14 protein-coding genes are annotated in these 16,656 nt (G+C 67.9%); 10 read left to right on the forward strand and 4 right to left on the reverse strand.

The annotated features are described in order from the left end of the window. The first annotated feature begins 78 nt into the window (after positions 1 to 78). From AB4Z16_RS08215 to AB4Z16_RS08260, 10 genes are all read left to right on the forward strand, one after another. Entirely contained in the window at positions 79 to 534 is a 456-nt protein-coding gene (locus AB4Z16_RS08215; protein ID WP_441510848.1) for a MaoC family dehydratase, read from the forward strand. 95 nt (positions 535 to 629) lie between these two features. Next, positions 630 to 1,628: a bifunctional riboflavin kinase/FAD synthetase gene (locus AB4Z16_RS08220; protein ID WP_441510849.1), complete on the forward strand. Its 999-nt coding sequence runs from the start codon at positions 630 to 632 to the stop codon at positions 1,626 to 1,628. A 206-nt stretch (positions 1,629 to 1,834) separates the two neighbouring features. Continuing rightward, positions 1,835 to 4,852: an isoleucine--tRNA ligase gene (ileS, locus tag AB4Z16_RS08225; RefSeq protein ID WP_441510850.1), complete on the forward strand. Its 3,018-nt coding sequence runs from the start codon at positions 1,835 to 1,837 to the stop codon at positions 4,850 to 4,852. Beyond that, positions 4,852 to 5,337 (forward strand): signal peptidase II, encoded by a 486-nt coding sequence (gene lspA / locus AB4Z16_RS08230; protein ID WP_441510851.1) that lies wholly within the window; start codon positions 4,852 to 4,854, stop codon positions 5,335 to 5,337. The genes ileS and lspA overlap by 1 nt, the downstream gene beginning before the upstream one ends. Positions 5,338 to 5,408: 71 nt before the next feature. Further along, positions 5,409 to 6,065: a hypothetical protein gene (locus AB4Z16_RS08235; protein WP_441510852.1), complete on the forward strand. Its 657-nt coding sequence runs from the start codon at positions 5,409 to 5,411 to the stop codon at positions 6,063 to 6,065. Between the two features lie 121 nt (positions 6,066 to 6,186). Further along, the gene (locus AB4Z16_RS08240; protein WP_441510853.1) at positions 6,187 to 7,476 is read left to right on the forward strand and encodes a M16 family metallopeptidase; all 1,290 of its coding nucleotides are present in this window, start codon (positions 6,187 to 6,189) and stop codon (positions 7,474 to 7,476) included. A 54-nt stretch (positions 7,477 to 7,530) separates the two neighbouring features. Next, positions 7,531 to 8,826: a M16 family metallopeptidase gene (locus tag AB4Z16_RS08245; RefSeq protein ID WP_441510854.1), complete on the forward strand. Its 1,296-nt coding sequence runs from the start codon at positions 7,531 to 7,533 to the stop codon at positions 8,824 to 8,826. A 37-nt stretch (positions 8,827 to 8,863) separates the two neighbouring features. Continuing rightward, the gene (locus AB4Z16_RS08250) at positions 8,864 to 10,189 is read left to right on the forward strand and encodes a glucose-6-phosphate isomerase (protein WP_441510855.1); all 1,326 of its coding nucleotides are present in this window, start codon (positions 8,864 to 8,866) and stop codon (positions 10,187 to 10,189) included. A gap of 167 nt (positions 10,190 to 10,356) precedes the next feature. Continuing rightward, positions 10,357 to 12,162, forward strand: a complete 1,806-nt coding sequence (gene mutL / locus AB4Z16_RS08255; protein ID WP_441510856.1) for a DNA mismatch repair endonuclease MutL — start codon at positions 10,357 to 10,359, stop codon at positions 12,160 to 12,162. Between the two features lie 40 nt (positions 12,163 to 12,202). Beyond that, complete coding sequence (locus AB4Z16_RS08260; protein WP_441510857.1) at positions 12,203 to 12,628, forward strand: GFA family protein; 426 nt, start codon at positions 12,203 to 12,205, stop codon at positions 12,626 to 12,628. 42 nt (positions 12,629 to 12,670) lie between these two features. Here AB4Z16_RS08260 and AB4Z16_RS08265 read toward each other — a convergent pair whose 3' ends face one another. The 4 genes from AB4Z16_RS08265 to AB4Z16_RS08280 all read right to left on the reverse strand — a co-directional run bounded on the left by AB4Z16_RS08265 (position 12,671) and on the right by AB4Z16_RS08280 (position 16,576). Continuing rightward, positions 12,671 to 13,042 carry a DUF2019 domain-containing protein gene (locus tag AB4Z16_RS08265; RefSeq protein ID WP_441510858.1) on the reverse strand — a complete coding sequence of 124 codons (372 nt, stop codon included), beginning with the start codon at positions 13,040 to 13,042 and terminating at the stop codon, positions 12,671 to 12,673. A 53-nt stretch (positions 13,043 to 13,095) separates the two neighbouring features. After that, positions 13,096 to 13,686, reverse strand: coding sequence for a hypothetical protein (locus AB4Z16_RS08270; protein ID WP_441510859.1), 591 nt, complete (start codon positions 13,684 to 13,686; stop codon positions 13,096 to 13,098). Between the two features lie 184 nt (positions 13,687 to 13,870). Then, positions 13,871 to 14,431, reverse strand: a complete 561-nt coding sequence (gene rsmD / locus AB4Z16_RS08275) for a 16S rRNA (guanine(966)-N(2))-methyltransferase RsmD (protein ID WP_441510860.1) — start codon at positions 14,429 to 14,431, stop codon at positions 13,871 to 13,873. Between the two features lie 3 nt (positions 14,432 to 14,434). Next, positions 14,435 to 16,576 carry a pseudouridine synthase gene (locus tag AB4Z16_RS08280; RefSeq protein WP_441510861.1) on the reverse strand — a complete coding sequence of 714 codons (2,142 nt, stop codon included), beginning with the start codon at positions 16,574 to 16,576 and terminating at the stop codon, positions 14,435 to 14,437. Positions 16,577 to 16,656 lie beyond the last annotated feature (80 nt).

The following is a 16,656-nucleotide window of genomic DNA, read 5'->3' on the forward strand; positions in this document are numbered from 1 at the left end:
CCGTTATATTGCAGTTGCGAGATGATTAACCCGGTCGAGCACAGGGGCTGGGGTGCGCCTGCAAGCGACGAGAGATCAATGACTGTTCAGCCGATGCCCGGCACGCTTTACACCGTTCATGCCTTCGAGGATCTGGCGATCGGCCAGTCCGAGAGCCTGATGCGGACTGTGATGGAGCGCGATGTCGCGCTCTTTGCCGAGCTTTCGGGCGACGCCAACCCCATCCATCTCTGCGACCAGTTCGCGGCCGGCACCAAGTTTGGTCAGCGCATCGCTCATGGCATGCTGACGGCGAGCCTGGTTTCGGCGCTGCTCGGCACGCGGCTGCCCGGCCCCGGTGCCGTCTATCTCTCGCAGACGCTGACCTTCCTGGCCCCGGTCAAGATCGGCGATGTCGTCATGGCGCGCGTCGAGGTCGTCGAACTCGTCGCCGAGCGCCGCCGGGCGCGCTTCTTCTGCGAGTGCCTCGTCGACGGCAAGGCGGTGATGGAGGGCGAGGCCTGGGTGGCGATGCCGCCGAAGCCCAAATCCTGAGAGGTTTGGGGCAGGGCGGCCTTGACGCCTCACCGGCCTTCGCCGCAAAGACGACCATCGCCCGGCTTTCGCGGGCAGAGGGACGTTCCTCATCGATGTCTTCCCCAGCCGATGCGCCGTCGCGCTCCGAGCCGGCGGCCGTGGTCCTCGACCTCGACAAGCCCATTCCGGATGGCCTGCGCGGCGCCGTGCTCGCGCTTGGCAATTTCGACGGGGTCCACCGGGGGCATGCCGAACTCGCCCGGGTGGCGGGCGCCATGGCGCGCGATCTCGGTACGGTGCCGGCCGCCTTCACCTTCGAGCCGCATCCGCGCAGCGTCTTCCGCCCCGAGGAACCCGTCTTCCGGCTGACACCGCCACAGATCAAGCTCGAATTGCTGGCCGATGCCGGCCTTGCTCAGGTCTTCGTCCTGCCCTTCGACCGCGAGATCGCGGCGATCACGGCCGAGCATTTCATCGACGATCTGCTAGTCGGGCGGCTGGGCGCCACCGGCCTCGTCTGCGGCTATGACTTCCATTTCGGCAAGGGGCGGACCGGCTCGCCCGAGATGCTGCAGGCTCACTGCCTGACGGCCGGCGTCCCGGTTCGCGTGGTGCCGCCCTTCGCCTGGCATGGCGAGGCGGTGTCGTCGACGCTGATCCGCACGGCGCTTGAAGAGGGCGATGTCGCCCGCGCCGCCGAATTCCTTGGGCGGCCCTGGTTCGTGCACGGGCTCATTGCCCATGGCGACAAGCGTGGCCGCGACCTCGGCTATCCCACCGCCAATATGCAGCTCGCCCGCGACTGCAAGCTGCGCCACGGCATCTATGCGGTACGGATGCGCATCGACGGCGTCTGGCGCGACGGCGTCGCGAGCTTCGGCCGCCGCCCGACCTTCGACGACGGCGCGCCGCGGCTGGAGACCTTCGTCTTCGACTTTTCCGGTGACCTGTACGGCAAGCGCGTCGACGTGGCCTTTGTCGACTGGCTGCGCGGCGAGGAAAAATTCGGTTCGCTCGAGGCCCTGATCGTGCAGATGGACGCCGACAGCGCCCGTGCCCGCGACATTCTGGCCAGGACCCCTGCTTTCGACGCGCCGCCCTTCCTTCCGTGAGCCGTGCCTGCTAGAAGCCCTCCATGCCCGCTCAACGCGCCATGCTGATCGATCTTTCCCGGCGAATTACGGGCCCGGCTGCCGCCTCGCGCTAGACTTAGCGCGGGCGCTTGCGCAGTCCGGGTTGAAGACCGCTTTTCCCGTTTCATGAGTGGACGCCCGGGGCCCGCCGAATGGCCCGCCGTCCCGACTGTCCGAGCCGGAAGATGACCGACAAGACCAACAACGCCAAGGCCGCCCAGACCGCAGGTGACGGCGTCGACTATTCGCAGACGCTGTTCCTGCCCCAGACCGAGTTCCCGATGCGCGCGGGCCTGCCGCAGCGCGAGCCGGAGCTGCTCGCCCGCTGGGCCAGGATCGACCTCTACCGCAAGCTGCGCGAAGCGGGGCAGGGGCGGGACAGGTTCGTGCTCCACGACGGGCCGCCCTATGCCAACGGCAACATCCATATCGGCCACGCGCTGAACAAGGTGCTGAAGGACCTCGTCACGCGCTCGCAGCAGATGCTCGGCTACGATTCCAACTATGTGCCGGGCTGGGACTGCCACGGCCTGCCGATCGAATGGAAGATCGAGGAGCAGTACCGCGCCAAGGGCCTGAACAAGGACGATGTCCCGGTCGTCGAGTTCCGCAAGGAATGCCGCGCCTTCGCCGAGCACTGGGTCGACGTCCAGCGCAACGAGTTCAAGCGCCTCGGCGTCGAGGGCGACTGGGCCCATCCCTATCTGACGATGGCCTATCCCGCGGAGGCGCAGATCGCCCGCGAGATCATGAAGTTCGCGGAGACCGGCCAGCTCTATCGCGGCTCCAAGCCCGTGATGTGGTCGGTGGTCGAGAAGACCGCTCTGGCCGAGGCCGAGGTCGAGTACGAGGAGCACACGAGCGACACGATCTACGTGCCGTTCCCGGTGCTGAATGCGCCGGCCAAGCTTGCTGGCGCCGCGATCGTCATCTGGACGACGACGCCCTGGACGATCCCGGGCAACCGCGCGATCTCCTTCCATAACAAGATCGCCTATGGCCTTTACCGCGTCACCGCGGCGCCCGAGAACAACTGGGCCAAGGTCGGCGCGACCTACATCCTCGCCAAGAACCTCGCCGAAAGCGTCTTCAAAGCCGCCAAGGTCGAAGCCTTCGAGCTGGTCGCCGATGTTCCGGCCGATGAGCTTGCGGCGCTCACCGCAGCCCACCCGCTGCGCGGCCACGGCTACGACTTCGATGTGCCCCTCCTCGACGGCGATCACGTCACCGACGATGCCGGTACCGGCTTCGTCCACACCGCGCCGAGCCATGGCCGCGAGGACTTCGACATCTGGATGGCGAATGGCCGCCAGCTCACCGGGCGCGGCATCGAGACCCGCATCCCCTATACCGTCGATGCCGATGGCCGCTTCACCAAGGAAGCGCCGGGTTTCGAGGGCGCGCAGGTCATCACGGACAAGGGCGACAAGGGTAACGCCAACGACGTCGTCATCAAGGCGCTGGTCGAGGCCGGCAACATCATCGCGCGCGGTCGCCTGAAGCACCAGTACCCGCATAGCTGGCGCTCGAAGAAGCCGGTGATCTTCCGCAACACGCCGCAATGGTTCATCGCCATGGACAAGCCGATCGGGGAGGCGCCTTCGCCGACCGGCATCGGCGAGATCGCGCCGACGCTTGGCGGCAATACCGATACGCTGCGCAACCGCGCTTTGCGGGCGATCAAGGAAACCGAGTGGGTGCCCGCCGCCGGCGAGAACCGCATCAACGGCATGATCGCCAACCGGCCTGACTGGGTCGTGTCGCGCCAGCGCGCCTGGGGCGTGCCGATCACTGTCTTCGTCGAGAAGGAGACCAAGGAGGTCCTCGTCGACGCCAAGGTCAACGCCGCCATCGCCCAGGCCTTCGAGGCGGAGGGCGCCGATGCCTGGTTCTCCGACACGGACGGTGCCCGCTTCCTCAAGCCCTTCGGCTACGAGCCGGCGAAGTACGAGCGCGTCACCGACGTGCTCGACGTCTGGTTCGACTCAGGGTCCACCCATGCTTTCACCCTGGAGAAGCGGGCCGATCTGCGTGCACGCCGCAAGGATGAGGGCGGCAATGACCGCGTCATGTATCTCGAAGGTTCCGACCAGCATCGCGGCTGGTTCCATTCGAGCCTGCTGGAAAGCTGCGGCACCCGCGGCCGGGCGCCCTATGACATCGTCCTCACCCATGGCTTCTGCCTGGACGAGAAGGGCGAGAAGATGTCGAAATCGAAGGGCAACGTCACGGCCCCGCAGGACATCATCAAGGATTCCGGCGCCGACATCCTGCGCCTGTGGGTCGCGGCTGCCGATTATTCCGACGATCTGCGCATCGGCAAGGAGATCCTGAAGACCTTCGTCGAGACCTACCGCAAGCTACGCAACACCATGCGCTGGATGCTCGGCACGCTCGCCCATTTCAGCGAGGAAATCCGCGTCTCGGAGCCGCAGACCATGCCGGAGCTGGAGCGGCTGATGCTTCATCGCCTCGCCGAGCTTGGGCCGCAGGTCGAGGAGGCCTATCGCACCTACGACTACAAGAAGGTCGTGTTCCTGCTCTCGCAGTTCATGAACACCGAGCTCTCGGCCTTCTATTTCGACGTGCGCAAGGACGCGCTGTATTGCGATCCGACGTCGAGCCATGTCCGCCGCAGCGCGCTGACGGCGGTCGACCATCTCTTCCGCTGCCTGACGACCTGGCTCGCGCCGATCCTGGTCTTCACGGCCGAAGAGGCCTGGCTCGAACGCTATCCCACGGAGAAGGCGGGCGAAGGCTCGGTGCATCTCGAACGCTTCGCCGAGGCGCCTGCGAGTTGGCTCGATCCCGAGCTGGCGGAGCGCTGGGGCAAGATCCGCCGTGTGCGCCGCGTCGTCACCGGCGCGCTCGAGCTGGAGCGTGCCGCCAAGCGGATCGGCTCCTCGCTCGAGGCTGCACCGCAGGTCTTCGTTTCCGATGCCGATCTCTATGCAGCACTCTCGGGCGTCGATCTCGCCGAGATCAGCATTACCTCCGATATCCGCATCACGAACGGGGAGGGGCCGGCCGAGGCTTTCCGCCTCGCCGAGATTCCCGGCGTCGCGGTGGTGTCGCATCGCGCTGCCGGCATCAAATGCGCGCGGTCCTGGAAGTATTTCGACCCCAAGACGGCCGACGCCGCCTATCCGGAGGTAACGCCGCGCGATGCCAAGGCGCTGAAGGAGCTGGGGGTGTCCGCCTGATGACGCCTGCCCGCCGCCTCGGCCTCGTCACGGTCCTGATCGTCTTCGTCTCGGATCAGCTCCTGAAATGCTGGATGCTCTACGGCGTCGGGCTGGCCGAGAACGGCCCGTTCGATCTCGCGCCCTTCCTGACGATCGTGCTCGCCTGGAACCGGGGCATTTCCTATGGCCTGTTCCAGCAGGGCACCGATCTCGGGCGCTGGTTCCTCGTCGTCATCTCCTTCGTCGCGGCGGTCTGGCTCTGGCGCTGGATGTGGCGCAGCGAGGGCGCGCTGACGGTGCTGAGCCTTGCGCTGATCATCGGCGGCGCGCTCGGCAACGGCGTCGATCGCGCCGTCTACGGCGCGGTGGTGGACTTCGTTCACTTCCATTGGGGTAGCTTCAGCTGGTACATCTTCAACATCGCCGATGTCGCGATCGTTGTCGGTGTGGCCGGGCTCCTGTATGAGTCCTTCCGACCGGCTGGGGAAAAGACAGCTGAGTGACGGTCTCGCCATCCTTTCGCCGCTCGTCCATGCTTGAGGCGAGTGCGAGATTGTCCAAAGGGAGATTTGATATGGCGCAACGCATCCGCGTGTCGCATCTGCTGCTCGCCGGCGGGCTCGTGCTGGCGGCCCAGCCTGCCTTCGCGCAGGAGGGCATGCTGTTCAAGAACCTGCTCGAAGGCACCTTCGGCGGCAAGGGGGCCGGCGACGACATCGATTATCGCGAGCGTGCGCCGCTGGTCGTGCCGCCGAATTCGGCGCTGCCGCGCCCGCAGGATCCGGCGAGCGCTCGCAGTGCCGCCTGGCCGAATGATCCCGATGTGCAGCGCCGCAAGGACGAGGCCAATCGTCCGCCCTATGCGCTCTCCGAGAGAGCGCGCAACAACCCTGTCCTGTCGCAGGAAGAGCTGCGCCGCGGCCGCACGTCCCGTGTGGAACAGGCGCCGACGATCATCGAGGAACACAGTAACTACAACAACCAGATCCAGCCGATCCGCATCGGCCGCGACCTCGCTTCCCGCCGCAACCAGGCGGCCGAAGAGTCTCTGGCCTATGGCACCGAGCCGCAGCGCCGCCTGCTGACCGAGCCGCCGACCGGCTATCGCCGCCCGGCTGACACGGCCGCGATGGGCCCGGGTCGCGGCGGCCCGGTCGAGGACAAGCAGGCTGTCGGCCAGCGCGAATTCGTGACCGGCCAGGGACCGGTGATGCTGGTCAGGCCTGACTAGGCTTGATCTGCAAGATCGGCTGAGGCGAGCCTCTTGCCGAAGCGGGACAAGCTGACCAAGTTCTCTTCCGGGGCGGGCGCATCGTGCCCGCCCTTTGTGTCTCAGCAGGAGATCGCGTCAGGTGAACATCCATGCGCGCCAGCCCGGTCTGGCTGAGCCCGTCGAAGCCTTCCGGCTCGATAATGGCCTCGACGTCGTCGTCGTGAAGGACCATCGGGCGCCGGTCGTCACCCATATGGTCTGGTATCGCAATGGTTCCGCCGACGATCCGGCCGGCAAATCGGGCATCGCGCATTTCCTCGAGCATCTGATGTTCAAGGGCACCGAACGCTGGCCCGCCGGCGAGTTCTCGAAGATCGTCGCAGGCTTCGGCGGACAGGAGAACGCCTTCACCTCCTACGACTACACCGCCTATTTCCAGCGCGTGCCGAAGGAGCATCTGCGCGCGATGATGGATTACGAGGCCGACCGGATGACCGGCCTCTCCTTCGACGAGAGCGTGGTCGGACCCGAGCGCGACGTGGTGCTGGAGGAGCGGCGCATGCGCGTCGATTCCGATCCGGCTGCCCAGCTCGGCGAGGAATTCTCCGCTTCGCTGTTCTTCCACCATCCCTATGGCACGCCGATCATCGGCTGGGAGCATGAGATCGAGCGTCTGAATCGCGACGACGCCTTCGCCTACTATCAGCGCTTCTACACGCCCGAGAACGCGATCCTCGTCGTGGCCGGCGATACCGATGCCGCCGAGGTGCGGCGTCTCGCCAATGAGAGCTACGGCAAGATCGCGGCCCGCGGCGCGGCGCCTGTCCGCAGCCGCCCGAGCGAGCCCGAGCCGCGCGCCTCGCGCCGGGTTGCGCTGAACGACCCGCGCGTGCAGCAGCCTTCGCTGCGCCGGGGGTGGCTGACCCCGACCTACACGACTGGAGAGCGCGAAGAGGTTCTGGCGCTCGAACTCGTCGCCGAGATCCTCGGCGGCGGGACGACCTCGCGGCTCTATCGCAAGCTCTGCGTCGAGGACGAGCTCGCGGCTGGCGCCAGCGCCTATTTCATGGGTTCGATGGTGGACCGCGCCGCCTTCCAGCTTTCCGCCAGCCCGCGCCCCGGTGTCGAGATGGCGGCGATGGAGGCGGGGCTCGATGCCGCGCTTGCCAGCTTCCTGGCCGACGGGCCAAGCGAGCTGGAGCTGGCGCGCGCCCGCACGCGGCTCGTCGCCGAGACGGTGTTCGCCCGCGACAACCAGGCTTCGCTGGCGCGCATCTTCGGCTCGGCGCTGGCGGTCGGCGAGACGGTCGAGGACGTGCTCGCCTGGCCGCAGCGCATCGAGGCCGTCAGCCGCGATGCGGTGGTCGAAGCGGCGCGCCGCTATCTGAAGCCTGGTCGCAGCGTCACCGGCCTGCTGCTGCCCGCCTGATCCTTGCCGTCTCACCGAACGGGCGGACGCCAGGCTCCGCCGACAGGAAGCGACATGAACGCGCCGATTCCGACACCCGACCTCAACACGGCCGGCCCCGCCCTTGCGGTCCAGAGCGTCCGCTCGCCGGGCGGCATCGAGGCCTGGCTCGTCGAGGAGCACAGCCTGCCGCTGATCGCGGTCGATTTCGCCTTCGACGGCGGCGCCAGCCGCGACCCGGAAAACGCGGCCGGCAGCGCCTATCTGATCTCGGGCCTGCTCGATGAAGGTGCCGGCGATCTCGACGCCGAGGCCTTTCAGGGCCGGCTGGCCGATCATGCGATCAGCCTCGGTTTCGAGGCCCGCCGCGACGATTTCCACGGACATGTCCAGACCTTGTCGAGTCATCGCGACACCGCCTTCGACCTGCTGGCGCTGGCGCTGAACCAGCCGCGCTTCGATGCCGATGCGGTCGGCCGTGTCCAGGCCCAGATCATCGCCGGGCTGCAGCGCCAGGCGAAGAACCCCGAAGTCATGTGCCGCAACGCGCTTTTCGCCGCGGCCTTCCCCGGCCATGCCTATGGCCGGCCCGAGAAGGGCGATGTCGACAGCGTCTCGAAACTGGCGGCTCCGGCGCTGAAGGCGTTGACGCCGGCATTGCTCGATCGCGGCGGGCTCAAGGTTGTCGTGGTCGGCGACATCACCGCGGCCGAACTCGCCGGGCGCCTTGATCTGCTGTTCGGGGCGCTGCCACAGGGCGTGTCCCGTCCGCGCCCGCCTCAGCCGCTGCCGATTCGGGGGCTGGGCCAGACCCATGTCATCGATCTCGACGTCCCGCAGACCGTGCTTCGCTTCGTCGGGCCGGGGCTGATGTGGCATGATCCGGACTTCATCCCAGCAAGTGTGCTGAACCACATCCTCGGCGGCTCGGCCTTCACTTCGCGCCTGTTCATGGAAGTGCGCGAGAAGCGCGGCCTTGCCTATGGCGTATCCTCCAGCCTGATGCCGCTGCGGGAGAGCGCCATGCTCGTTGGCGGCACCGCCACCCGCAACGACCGCGCCGCCGAATCGATGAAGGTGATCCGCGAGGAGATGCTGAAGCTCGCCCATGATGGGCCGAGCGAGCACGAGGTCGAGGAAGCGAAGCGCTACATCATCGGCTCCTACCCGCTGCGCTTCGACACCTCGCCGAAGATCGCCGGGGAATTGCTGGCTCTCGCGCTGCGCGGCGACACACCTGATTTCCTCGCCCGCCGCAACGGTCTCTTCGCGGCTGTGACGCTCGATGACGTCAAGCGCGTTGCCCATCGCCTCTTCGGCAACCCCGACCTGCTCGTTCAGGCGGTTGGCAAGCCGGTCGGGCTGGTCTGAAATAGCCTTCGTCTCCTCGTCGATACGGATCCTCTTCATGCTTCAGCAAAGCTTCGATCTCGCGCTCGAATCCAAGGTCGGCAAGGGAGGCATTCCCGACGCGGCCTTCGAGAAGGCGCTGGCCGATCTCAAGCCTGCGCTGGCGAAGCTGCAGGGGCAGGCGAAGGACGGTTCGCTGCCGCTGCTGAAGCTGCCGAGCGACACGGCCGATCTGGCGCCCGTGAAGGTTGCCGCCGAGCGGCTCAAGGCTGGCGGCACCACCGACGTGCTGGTGCTCGGCACCGGCGGCTCCAGCCTCGGCGGCCAGACGCTGGCGCAGCTCACCGGCTACGGCATCGCCGGCCTCTCCCACTTCACGTCCGGCCCGCGCGTCCACTTCATCGACAATCTCGACCCGGCGACCTATGCGGCGCTGCTCGCCAAGCTGCCGCTCAAGACGACCAAATTCGTGGCCATCTCGAAATCGGGCGGCACCGGCGAGACGCTCCTGCAGTCGATCGCCGCGATTGAGGCGCTGCGCGGCGCGCATCTCACCGATCAGCAGATCGGCGACCATTTCCAGGGGCTTTCCGAGCCGGGCAAGCCCGGCAAGCTCCATCCGCTGCGCGCGCTGCTGGAACCCTTCGGCACACCCTTCCTCGAACACCACACCGATGTCGGCGGGCGCTATTCCGTGCTGACCAATTGCGGCCTGCTGCCGGCCGCCGTGCTCGGCCTCGATATCGAGGCGCTGAGGCTCGGCGCCGGCCGCGCGGTGGCGCCGCTCTTTGCCGGCAAGGATGTCCGTGAGACCCCCGCCGCTATCGGCGCCGCGCTGCATCTGGCCGCCATGCGCTCGGGCAAGAACATCGCCGTGCTCATGCCCTATGCCGACAAGCTCGCATTGCTCACCCGCTGGTGGATGCAGCTCTGGGCCGAGAGCCTCGGCAAGGACGGGCAGGGCACACAGCCCGTCGGCGCGCTCGGTCCCGTCGACCAGCATTCGCAGCAGCAGCTCTATCTCGCCGGCCCCAAGGACAAGTTTTTCACCGTCGTGACGACCGGCGTGAAGGGCAAGGGCCCGCAGATCGACGCGGGCCTCGCGGAGAAGATCGGGCAGGCCGATTTCGCCGGCAAGACCATCGGCGACCTCGTCGCGGCGCAGGGCATCGCCATGATCGATACCTTCGCCAAGAACGGCTGCGCTGTGCGCCGCTTCCATGTCGAGCGGATCGACGAGACCAGCCATGGCGAGATGCTGATGCATTTCATGCTGGAGACGATCCTCACCGGCTACGCGATGGGGGTGGATCCCTTCGACCAGCCGGCGGTGGAGGAGGCGAAGCTTCTCGCCAAGCGCTATCTTGCCGAAGGGCGGGCTTGAGTCGCGGTTCTACGGCGCAGACGCGTCATGCCCGGGCTTGACCCGAGCATCTCATGACATGAAGGCTCGGGAGCCTCTTGCTGCGGAAAGAGGTTCTCGGGTCTGCGCTGCGCTCCGCCCGAGAATGACGGGCAAGGTGCTCGCGGCCGAAAGAACACGTTGAACCCATGAACGTCCGCCGCCTCGATCCCGTCCTGGTCGACCGCATCGCCGCTGGCGAGGTGATCGAGCGGCCGGCTGCGGCCGTGAAGGAGCTGGTCGAGAACGCCATCGATGCCGGCGCAAGTTCGGTCGCCGTGACCATTATCGGCGGCGGGCGCGAACTGATCCGCGTCGTCGACGACGGCGCCGGCATGACGCCACAGGACCTGGAACTCGCCGTCGAGCGACACGCCACCTCCAAGCTGCCGGAGGGCGACCTCTTTGCCATTGGCACGCTCGGCTTCCGCGGCGAGGCGCTGCCCTCGATCGGCTCGGTGGCGCGGCTCTCCATTGCGACGCGCCGGCATGATGCGCCGCAGGGCTCGGGCCTCGTCGTCGAGGCCGGCGAGAAGGGCGTCGTCCGTCCCGTTGCCGCGGCAGTCGGGACCCGCATCGAGGTCAGCGACCTCTTCATCTTCACTCCGGCCCGCCTCAAATTCCTGAAGAGCGACCGCGCCGAGGCGCAGGCCGTCTCCGAGATGCTCAGGCGCCTCGCCATCGCCCATCCCGAAATCCGCTTCTCGCTGGAGGGCGAGCACGTCAGCGCCTTCGACTGGCCGGCCGAGCCGATCGGGGAGGAGGGGCTGCTGCGCCGTCTCGGCCGGGCGCTTGGCCGCGACTTTCCAGAGAACGCACTGAAGATCGAGGCCGAGCGCGAAGGCTTCCGCATCTTCGGCTTCGCCGGTTTGCCGACCTTCCATCGCGGCACCTCGGCCGGCGTGCATCTCGCCGTCAACGGCCGCCCGGTTCGCGACAAATTGCTGCTCTCGGCCGTGCGCGGCGCCTATGCCGACGTCGTACCCTCCGATCGCCATCCGGTGCTCTTCCTCGATGTCGGCTGCGATCCGCGGCTCGTCGACGTCAACGTCCACCCCGCCAAGAGCGAAGTTCGCTTCCGCGACCCCGCGCTGGTCCGCGGCCTTGTCGTCTCCGGGCTGAAGGCGGCGCTCGCCGCAGCCGGCCACCGCGCCACCACCACAGGCGGCGCCCGCACGCTCGACGCCTTCCGCGCCGTCCTCTCGATGGGCGGAAACGGCAACGCGATCCCGCGCCCGGGCTTCCCCTCAGTGCCGAGTTGGAGTGCGCCGCCCTCGGTCTCATTATCGACTCCGCAGGCGGGCTTCTCCGATTTCGCCGCGCCCTCCGCGGACGCCCGCGCGCATCTCGCCGAGCCTTCGCCCGACGCGCTCGACCGGCCGCTCGGCGCCCCGCGTGCCCAGCTCCACGAGACCTATATCGTCACCCAGACCCGCGAGGGCGTCGTCATCGTCGACCAGCACGCCGCCCATGAGCGGCTGGTCTATGAGCGGCTGAAGGCCGAGCGCGCTCGCTCCGGCATTGCCCGCCAGCCCCTGCTGCTGCCGGAAGTGGTCGAGCTCGATCCTGTCGACGCCGACCGCCTGATAGCGGCGGGCAGCGAGCTCGAAAGCCTCGGCCTCGTGCTGGAATCCTTCGGCTCTGGCGCAGTGCTGGTGCGCGAGGCCCCCAGCCAGCTTGCTGGCGGCAATCTCCAGCGCCTCGTCCGCGATGTCGCCGATGCGCTGGCCGAGCACGGCACGGCCGGCTCTTTGGAGCGCCGGCTCGACCATGTGCTGGCGACGATGGCCTGCCACAACTCCGTCCGCGCCGGCCGCCGCATGCGCCCCGAGGAGATGGACGCGCTGCTGCGCGAGATGGAGATCACGCCCAATTCCGGCCAATGCAACCACGGCCGGCCGACCTATGTCGAATTGAAGCTGTCGGATATCGAGCGGCTGTTCGGACGACGGTAAGCGCCTATAAGGCGCCGGGATATCGATCGAGGAGACGACGATGGCGGGCGAGATGATTGTTCAGGCGGCCTGTCACTGCAAACGCGTCCGCTTCGAAGCGACCTTGACCGACGGCCTGAACACCGCGCGTCGCTGCAATTGCTCGTTCTGCCGCATGCGGGGCGCCGTGGTCGTGTCGGCGAGCGGCGTCCGGATCGTCTCGGGAGAGGATTCTCTCGGCGAGTACCAGTTCAATACCAAGACGGCGAAGCATTACTTCTGCCTGGGTTGTGGCATCTATACCCATCACCAGCGCCGTTCGAATCCCGGCCAGCTCGGGGTGAACGTGGCTTGCGTCGATGGCGCCAGCCCCTTTGATTTTCGGGAACTGCAGGTCAACGACGGCATCAATCACCCCCGCGACATGGGCGCCGGGGCAAGGGCGAGGATAGCGGGCATCCTTAGATATGAGCCGACCGGGGACTAAGGTCTGCCGGTCCACAGCGGCGCTCGAAGCTTGGCACGAACGTCAACTCGGCCGGTAGAAGCCGCTATCGAGATTGTCCAGCGTCATGCCGGCGTCGCCGGCCTGCGGAAACCACTGCTCCTCGACAATAGCCTCAAGTTCGCGCCGCGCGGCCATGTAGTCGACCGCGAGATTGGCGCGAGCGGCCGTCAGGCGGACCTGCATGTTCGGGTGTCCGAATAGCCGCATAAGTATCCGTCTTTGATCTCCAGGACGGGATCTCAGTTCGTCTTCTATTGCTCTAATCTGGTCGTAGCGTCTGTTGTAGCTGGCGATCTCGTTGCGATCCAAGGCGATGTATTGCTTGATGCATAGCTGCTCAAAGAGGCGATTGAGTTCTTCGAGTGTAAGCAATTTCAGTTTTGATGGGGTCATTTCAACACCTTGAAACGCCTGAGGGCCGGATGACCAACTTGAACGTGCTCCGCCTATCCCCTGTTACGCAAGTAATTTCGCGGTGAGAGGTTGCCGAATTCGGGATTCTTCGTAGCGTACCATCCTGTGATCTCCTGATGCTTGTATCGCGGAATGCTGACGAGATTGTCGACGCCGTCGATCGCGGACCGCGGAAAGCCCTCGCGCGATCCCGCGCCCTGCTCGACGATGTGATGGTCGTCATAACCCGGCCGGTTCTGCCCGGCCTGCTGCTGGAGCTCCGCGAGCGTCTTCGGCTCGTCCTGATAGGACCGGATCGAGGGGTATTCGGTATAGAGCCAGTGACCGACCTCGATTGCCATCAAGGCAGCGCCGATCCGGCCCGCGGGTCTCAGCGCTCGCAGCGCGATCGCCCGTGCCAGCGTCTTGGCCGCCTGGGTCTTCGACGGCTTGCTGCTGGGCGGATTGTTGGTTTGGTCGAGCGCCGGGCCGCCATTGTCGCCGATGCCGGGCTGTCTTTGGTTGGCGCCCTGGCCGCCCGCCCATTGCCCTACCTCCGGGCTGCACGCCGGCACGCGCGGCTGATCGCGATTGAACCCGCCCTTCTCGACGAGTGCTTGCAGCCGGGCGAGAGCGCGCATCATGCGCTCGCCGGCCAATTGGCATGCAACGGCATGGAGGCGGGCTATGCGTGCGCGCCCGTTGGGTTCGATGGAATGTCTGATTGGCATCCGGCGCTTGGTCTCCGCGGCGGATGCGGAGATTAAGCGCGGAACAGGAGCTGGGGATAAGTTCGCTGTCGCCGGCCTATTGGCGACGACCTATGACCTATGAGTTCCGCAGCAGGATCACGAGCGTCTCGCCATAGCTCCGGCGCTCCAGTTCCTCGAACCCTTCCGGCAGGCTGATCTCGGCATCCGCAGCCTCTTCCAGCACGATCAGCGCGCCCGGCTCCAGCCAGCCGCCTTCGCGGGCCGAGACCAGCGCCTTCTCGCCCAGCCCCTTGCGATAGGGCGGGTCGCAGAAGACGAGGCCAAAGGGCGCCATCCCGGTGATCGGGCCGAGCCTTGTCGCGTCGCGGCGGAAGATGCGGCTGAAGCCGGCAAGCCCCAGCGCCATCTGGTTTTCGCGGATGATGCCGCGCGCCTCGGTGCCGTCATCGACCAAGAGCGCGAAGCCCGCCCCACGCGAGAGCGCCTCGAAGCCAAGCGCGCCGGTGCCGGCGAAGAGGTCGAGCACGCGGGCGCCCTCGACCGCGTCGCCATAAGCATGAGTCAGTACGTTGAACAGGGATTCGCGCAGGCGGTCCGAGGTCGGCCTGATGCTGCCGATCCCCGGCTTCGGGCCGGCCAGAGGCCGGCCGCCCAGGCGTCCGCCGACGATCCGCATCGCTTAGCCGCGCTTGCCGCCGGGACGCGGACCCCGGCCGGGCGGGCGCGGTCCCTTGTCGCCACTCGGTCGCCCTCCACTCGGCTTGCCGCCAAAGGGGCGTCCGCCACCGGCCGGCCGCTCGGAGGAGCGAGAGCCGAAGCTCTTGCCACCGAAGCTTTTGCCGGCGGGCTTGTCGCCGAAGCTGCGGCCACGCGGCCGGTCCTCGGCAGGTCGCTCGCTGAAGCGACGCGCCGGGCGGTCGGCGCCATCGCGCGGGGCACGGTCCGGGCGCTCGCCGCGTGGAGCGCGGTCCTGCCAGGGCCGCTCTTCGCCGCGGTCGCGCCCGCTGCCTTCGGCGCGCGGGCGCCGTGCCGGCCTCTCGTTGCCGCTGGAGCGCTCGAAGGAGCGCGGTGCGCGAGCCTCCTCGCCGCCACGTTCGTGGCGCGGCTTGCGATCCGGCCTGCGCTTGCTGTCCGGTGCGGGCGCAGCGCGCTCCTCGGGAGCGGGGGCACCGACGCGCTCGACCAGCACGCGCCGGCCCTTCGGGTCGGCGATCGGCGTATCGCGCCGGCGCCGGACCTCACCGGAAGCCTCGCGCTCCTGCCGTTCCAGCTTCGGGTCGGCGCCGCGGCGCGGCGGCGTCTTGCGCTCGCGCTGTGGCTCTGTTTCCGCATCGCGCCAGACGGTGCGGGTCCACGGCTTGTCGCCGCGCAACTCGCGCACAGCCTCGCGGCGCGCTTCATGTTGGTCCTCGGCGGCGTCGCGGCGTCGGCGCGGGCGGTCGTCGCCGGCCGGAGCCGGGCGTGGCGCGGCGGGCAGGGCGTCGCGGCGCGGCGACTCGAAATCGGCGCCGGCCTTGGCGGCAAGCTCCGTGCCGAGCTGGTCCTGCAGCACGCGCGAGCGGATCTCGTCGGCCTCGCCCTCGGCCAGTTCGCCGAGCTGGAAGGGACCGAAGGAGATGCGGATCAGCCGGTTCACGGTCAGCCCGAGATGCTCGAGCACGGTCTTGACCTCGCGGTTCTTGCCCTCGCGCAGATCGACCGTCAGCCAGGTGTTGAAGCCCTGCTGGCGCTCGAAGCGGGCGATCACCGGCCCGTACTGGATGCCGTCGATGGTGACGCCGTCCTTCACCGTGTCGAGCACGTCCTGCGTCACCTCGCCGAAGGCGCGCACGCGGTAGCGCCTGAGCCAGCCCGTCTCCGGCAGCTCCAGCACCCGCGCCAGCCCGCCATCATTGGTCAGCAGCAGAAGGCCTTCGGTGTTGATGTCGAGCCGGCCGATGGTGAGCACGCGCGGCAGGTCTTCCGGCAGCACGTCGAAGACGGTCGGCCGGCCTTCCGGGTCGAAATTGGTCGTCACCACGCCGCGCGGCTTGTGGTAGAGCCACAGCCGGGTGCGCTCGCGGGCCGGCAGCGGCTCTCCATCGATCAGCACGATATCGGTCGGCTTCACGTCGAAGGCCGGGCTTTCCAGCACCCTGCCGTTCACGCTGACGCGGCCTTCCTCGATCATCGCCTCGCTGTCGCGGCGCGAGGCGACGCCGGCGCGCGCCATCACCTTGGCGATCCGCTCCGGCTCTTCCGCGGTGATCAGCTTGCGCTCGGGCGCATCCTCGCGCGGGCGGCGCGGACGGTCCTCATGGCCTTCGAAGCGTGGCGCGCGCGGGCGCGAAAAACGCTTCTCGCCATCGCGGCCCTCGCCACGCGGCGGCCGGTCGCCCTGCGGCCTGTCGCGGCCGGCGAAGGGGCGCTCGCCCGTGCGGGCCGGACGGCGGGGGCGCTCCTCGCCGGAGCGTTCGCGGAAGCCGCGGCCTTCGCCCTCGGCCCTGACGCGGGCCGGCCTGTCGCCGTCGAAGCGGCGCGGGCGCGCAGCCTCGCCCTCGCCGCCAGCAGGGCGCTCGAAGCGGCGGGCCGGGCGCTCATCGCCAGCCGAATGACCGCGGAAGGGCTTGCGCTCGCCGTCGCGCGCGGGGCGGTCGTCACCGGCTGGGCGGCTACGGAACGGCTTACGCTCGCCATCGCGCGCGGGTCCACGGCCTTCACCGCCGGGGCGGCTGCCGAAGGGCTTGCCGCCGAAGCCTTTGCCACCGGAGCCGGGTCCACGGCCGCCGGCGCCACCGCCCTTGCGTGGGCCGCGGCCTCTGTTGTTGTCGTCGTCTTTCATGGCTGCTCCTGAGCCGGCCGAGCACAACCGCTTTGCGGGAGAGGCCTGGCTCGCTTATTCGCTATAACCGGCGCTTGTAG

Source organism: Allobosea sp. TAF32, from assembly GCF_052113585.1.
Taxonomy (GTDB): Bacteria; Pseudomonadota; Alphaproteobacteria; order Rhizobiales; family Beijerinckiaceae; genus Allobosea.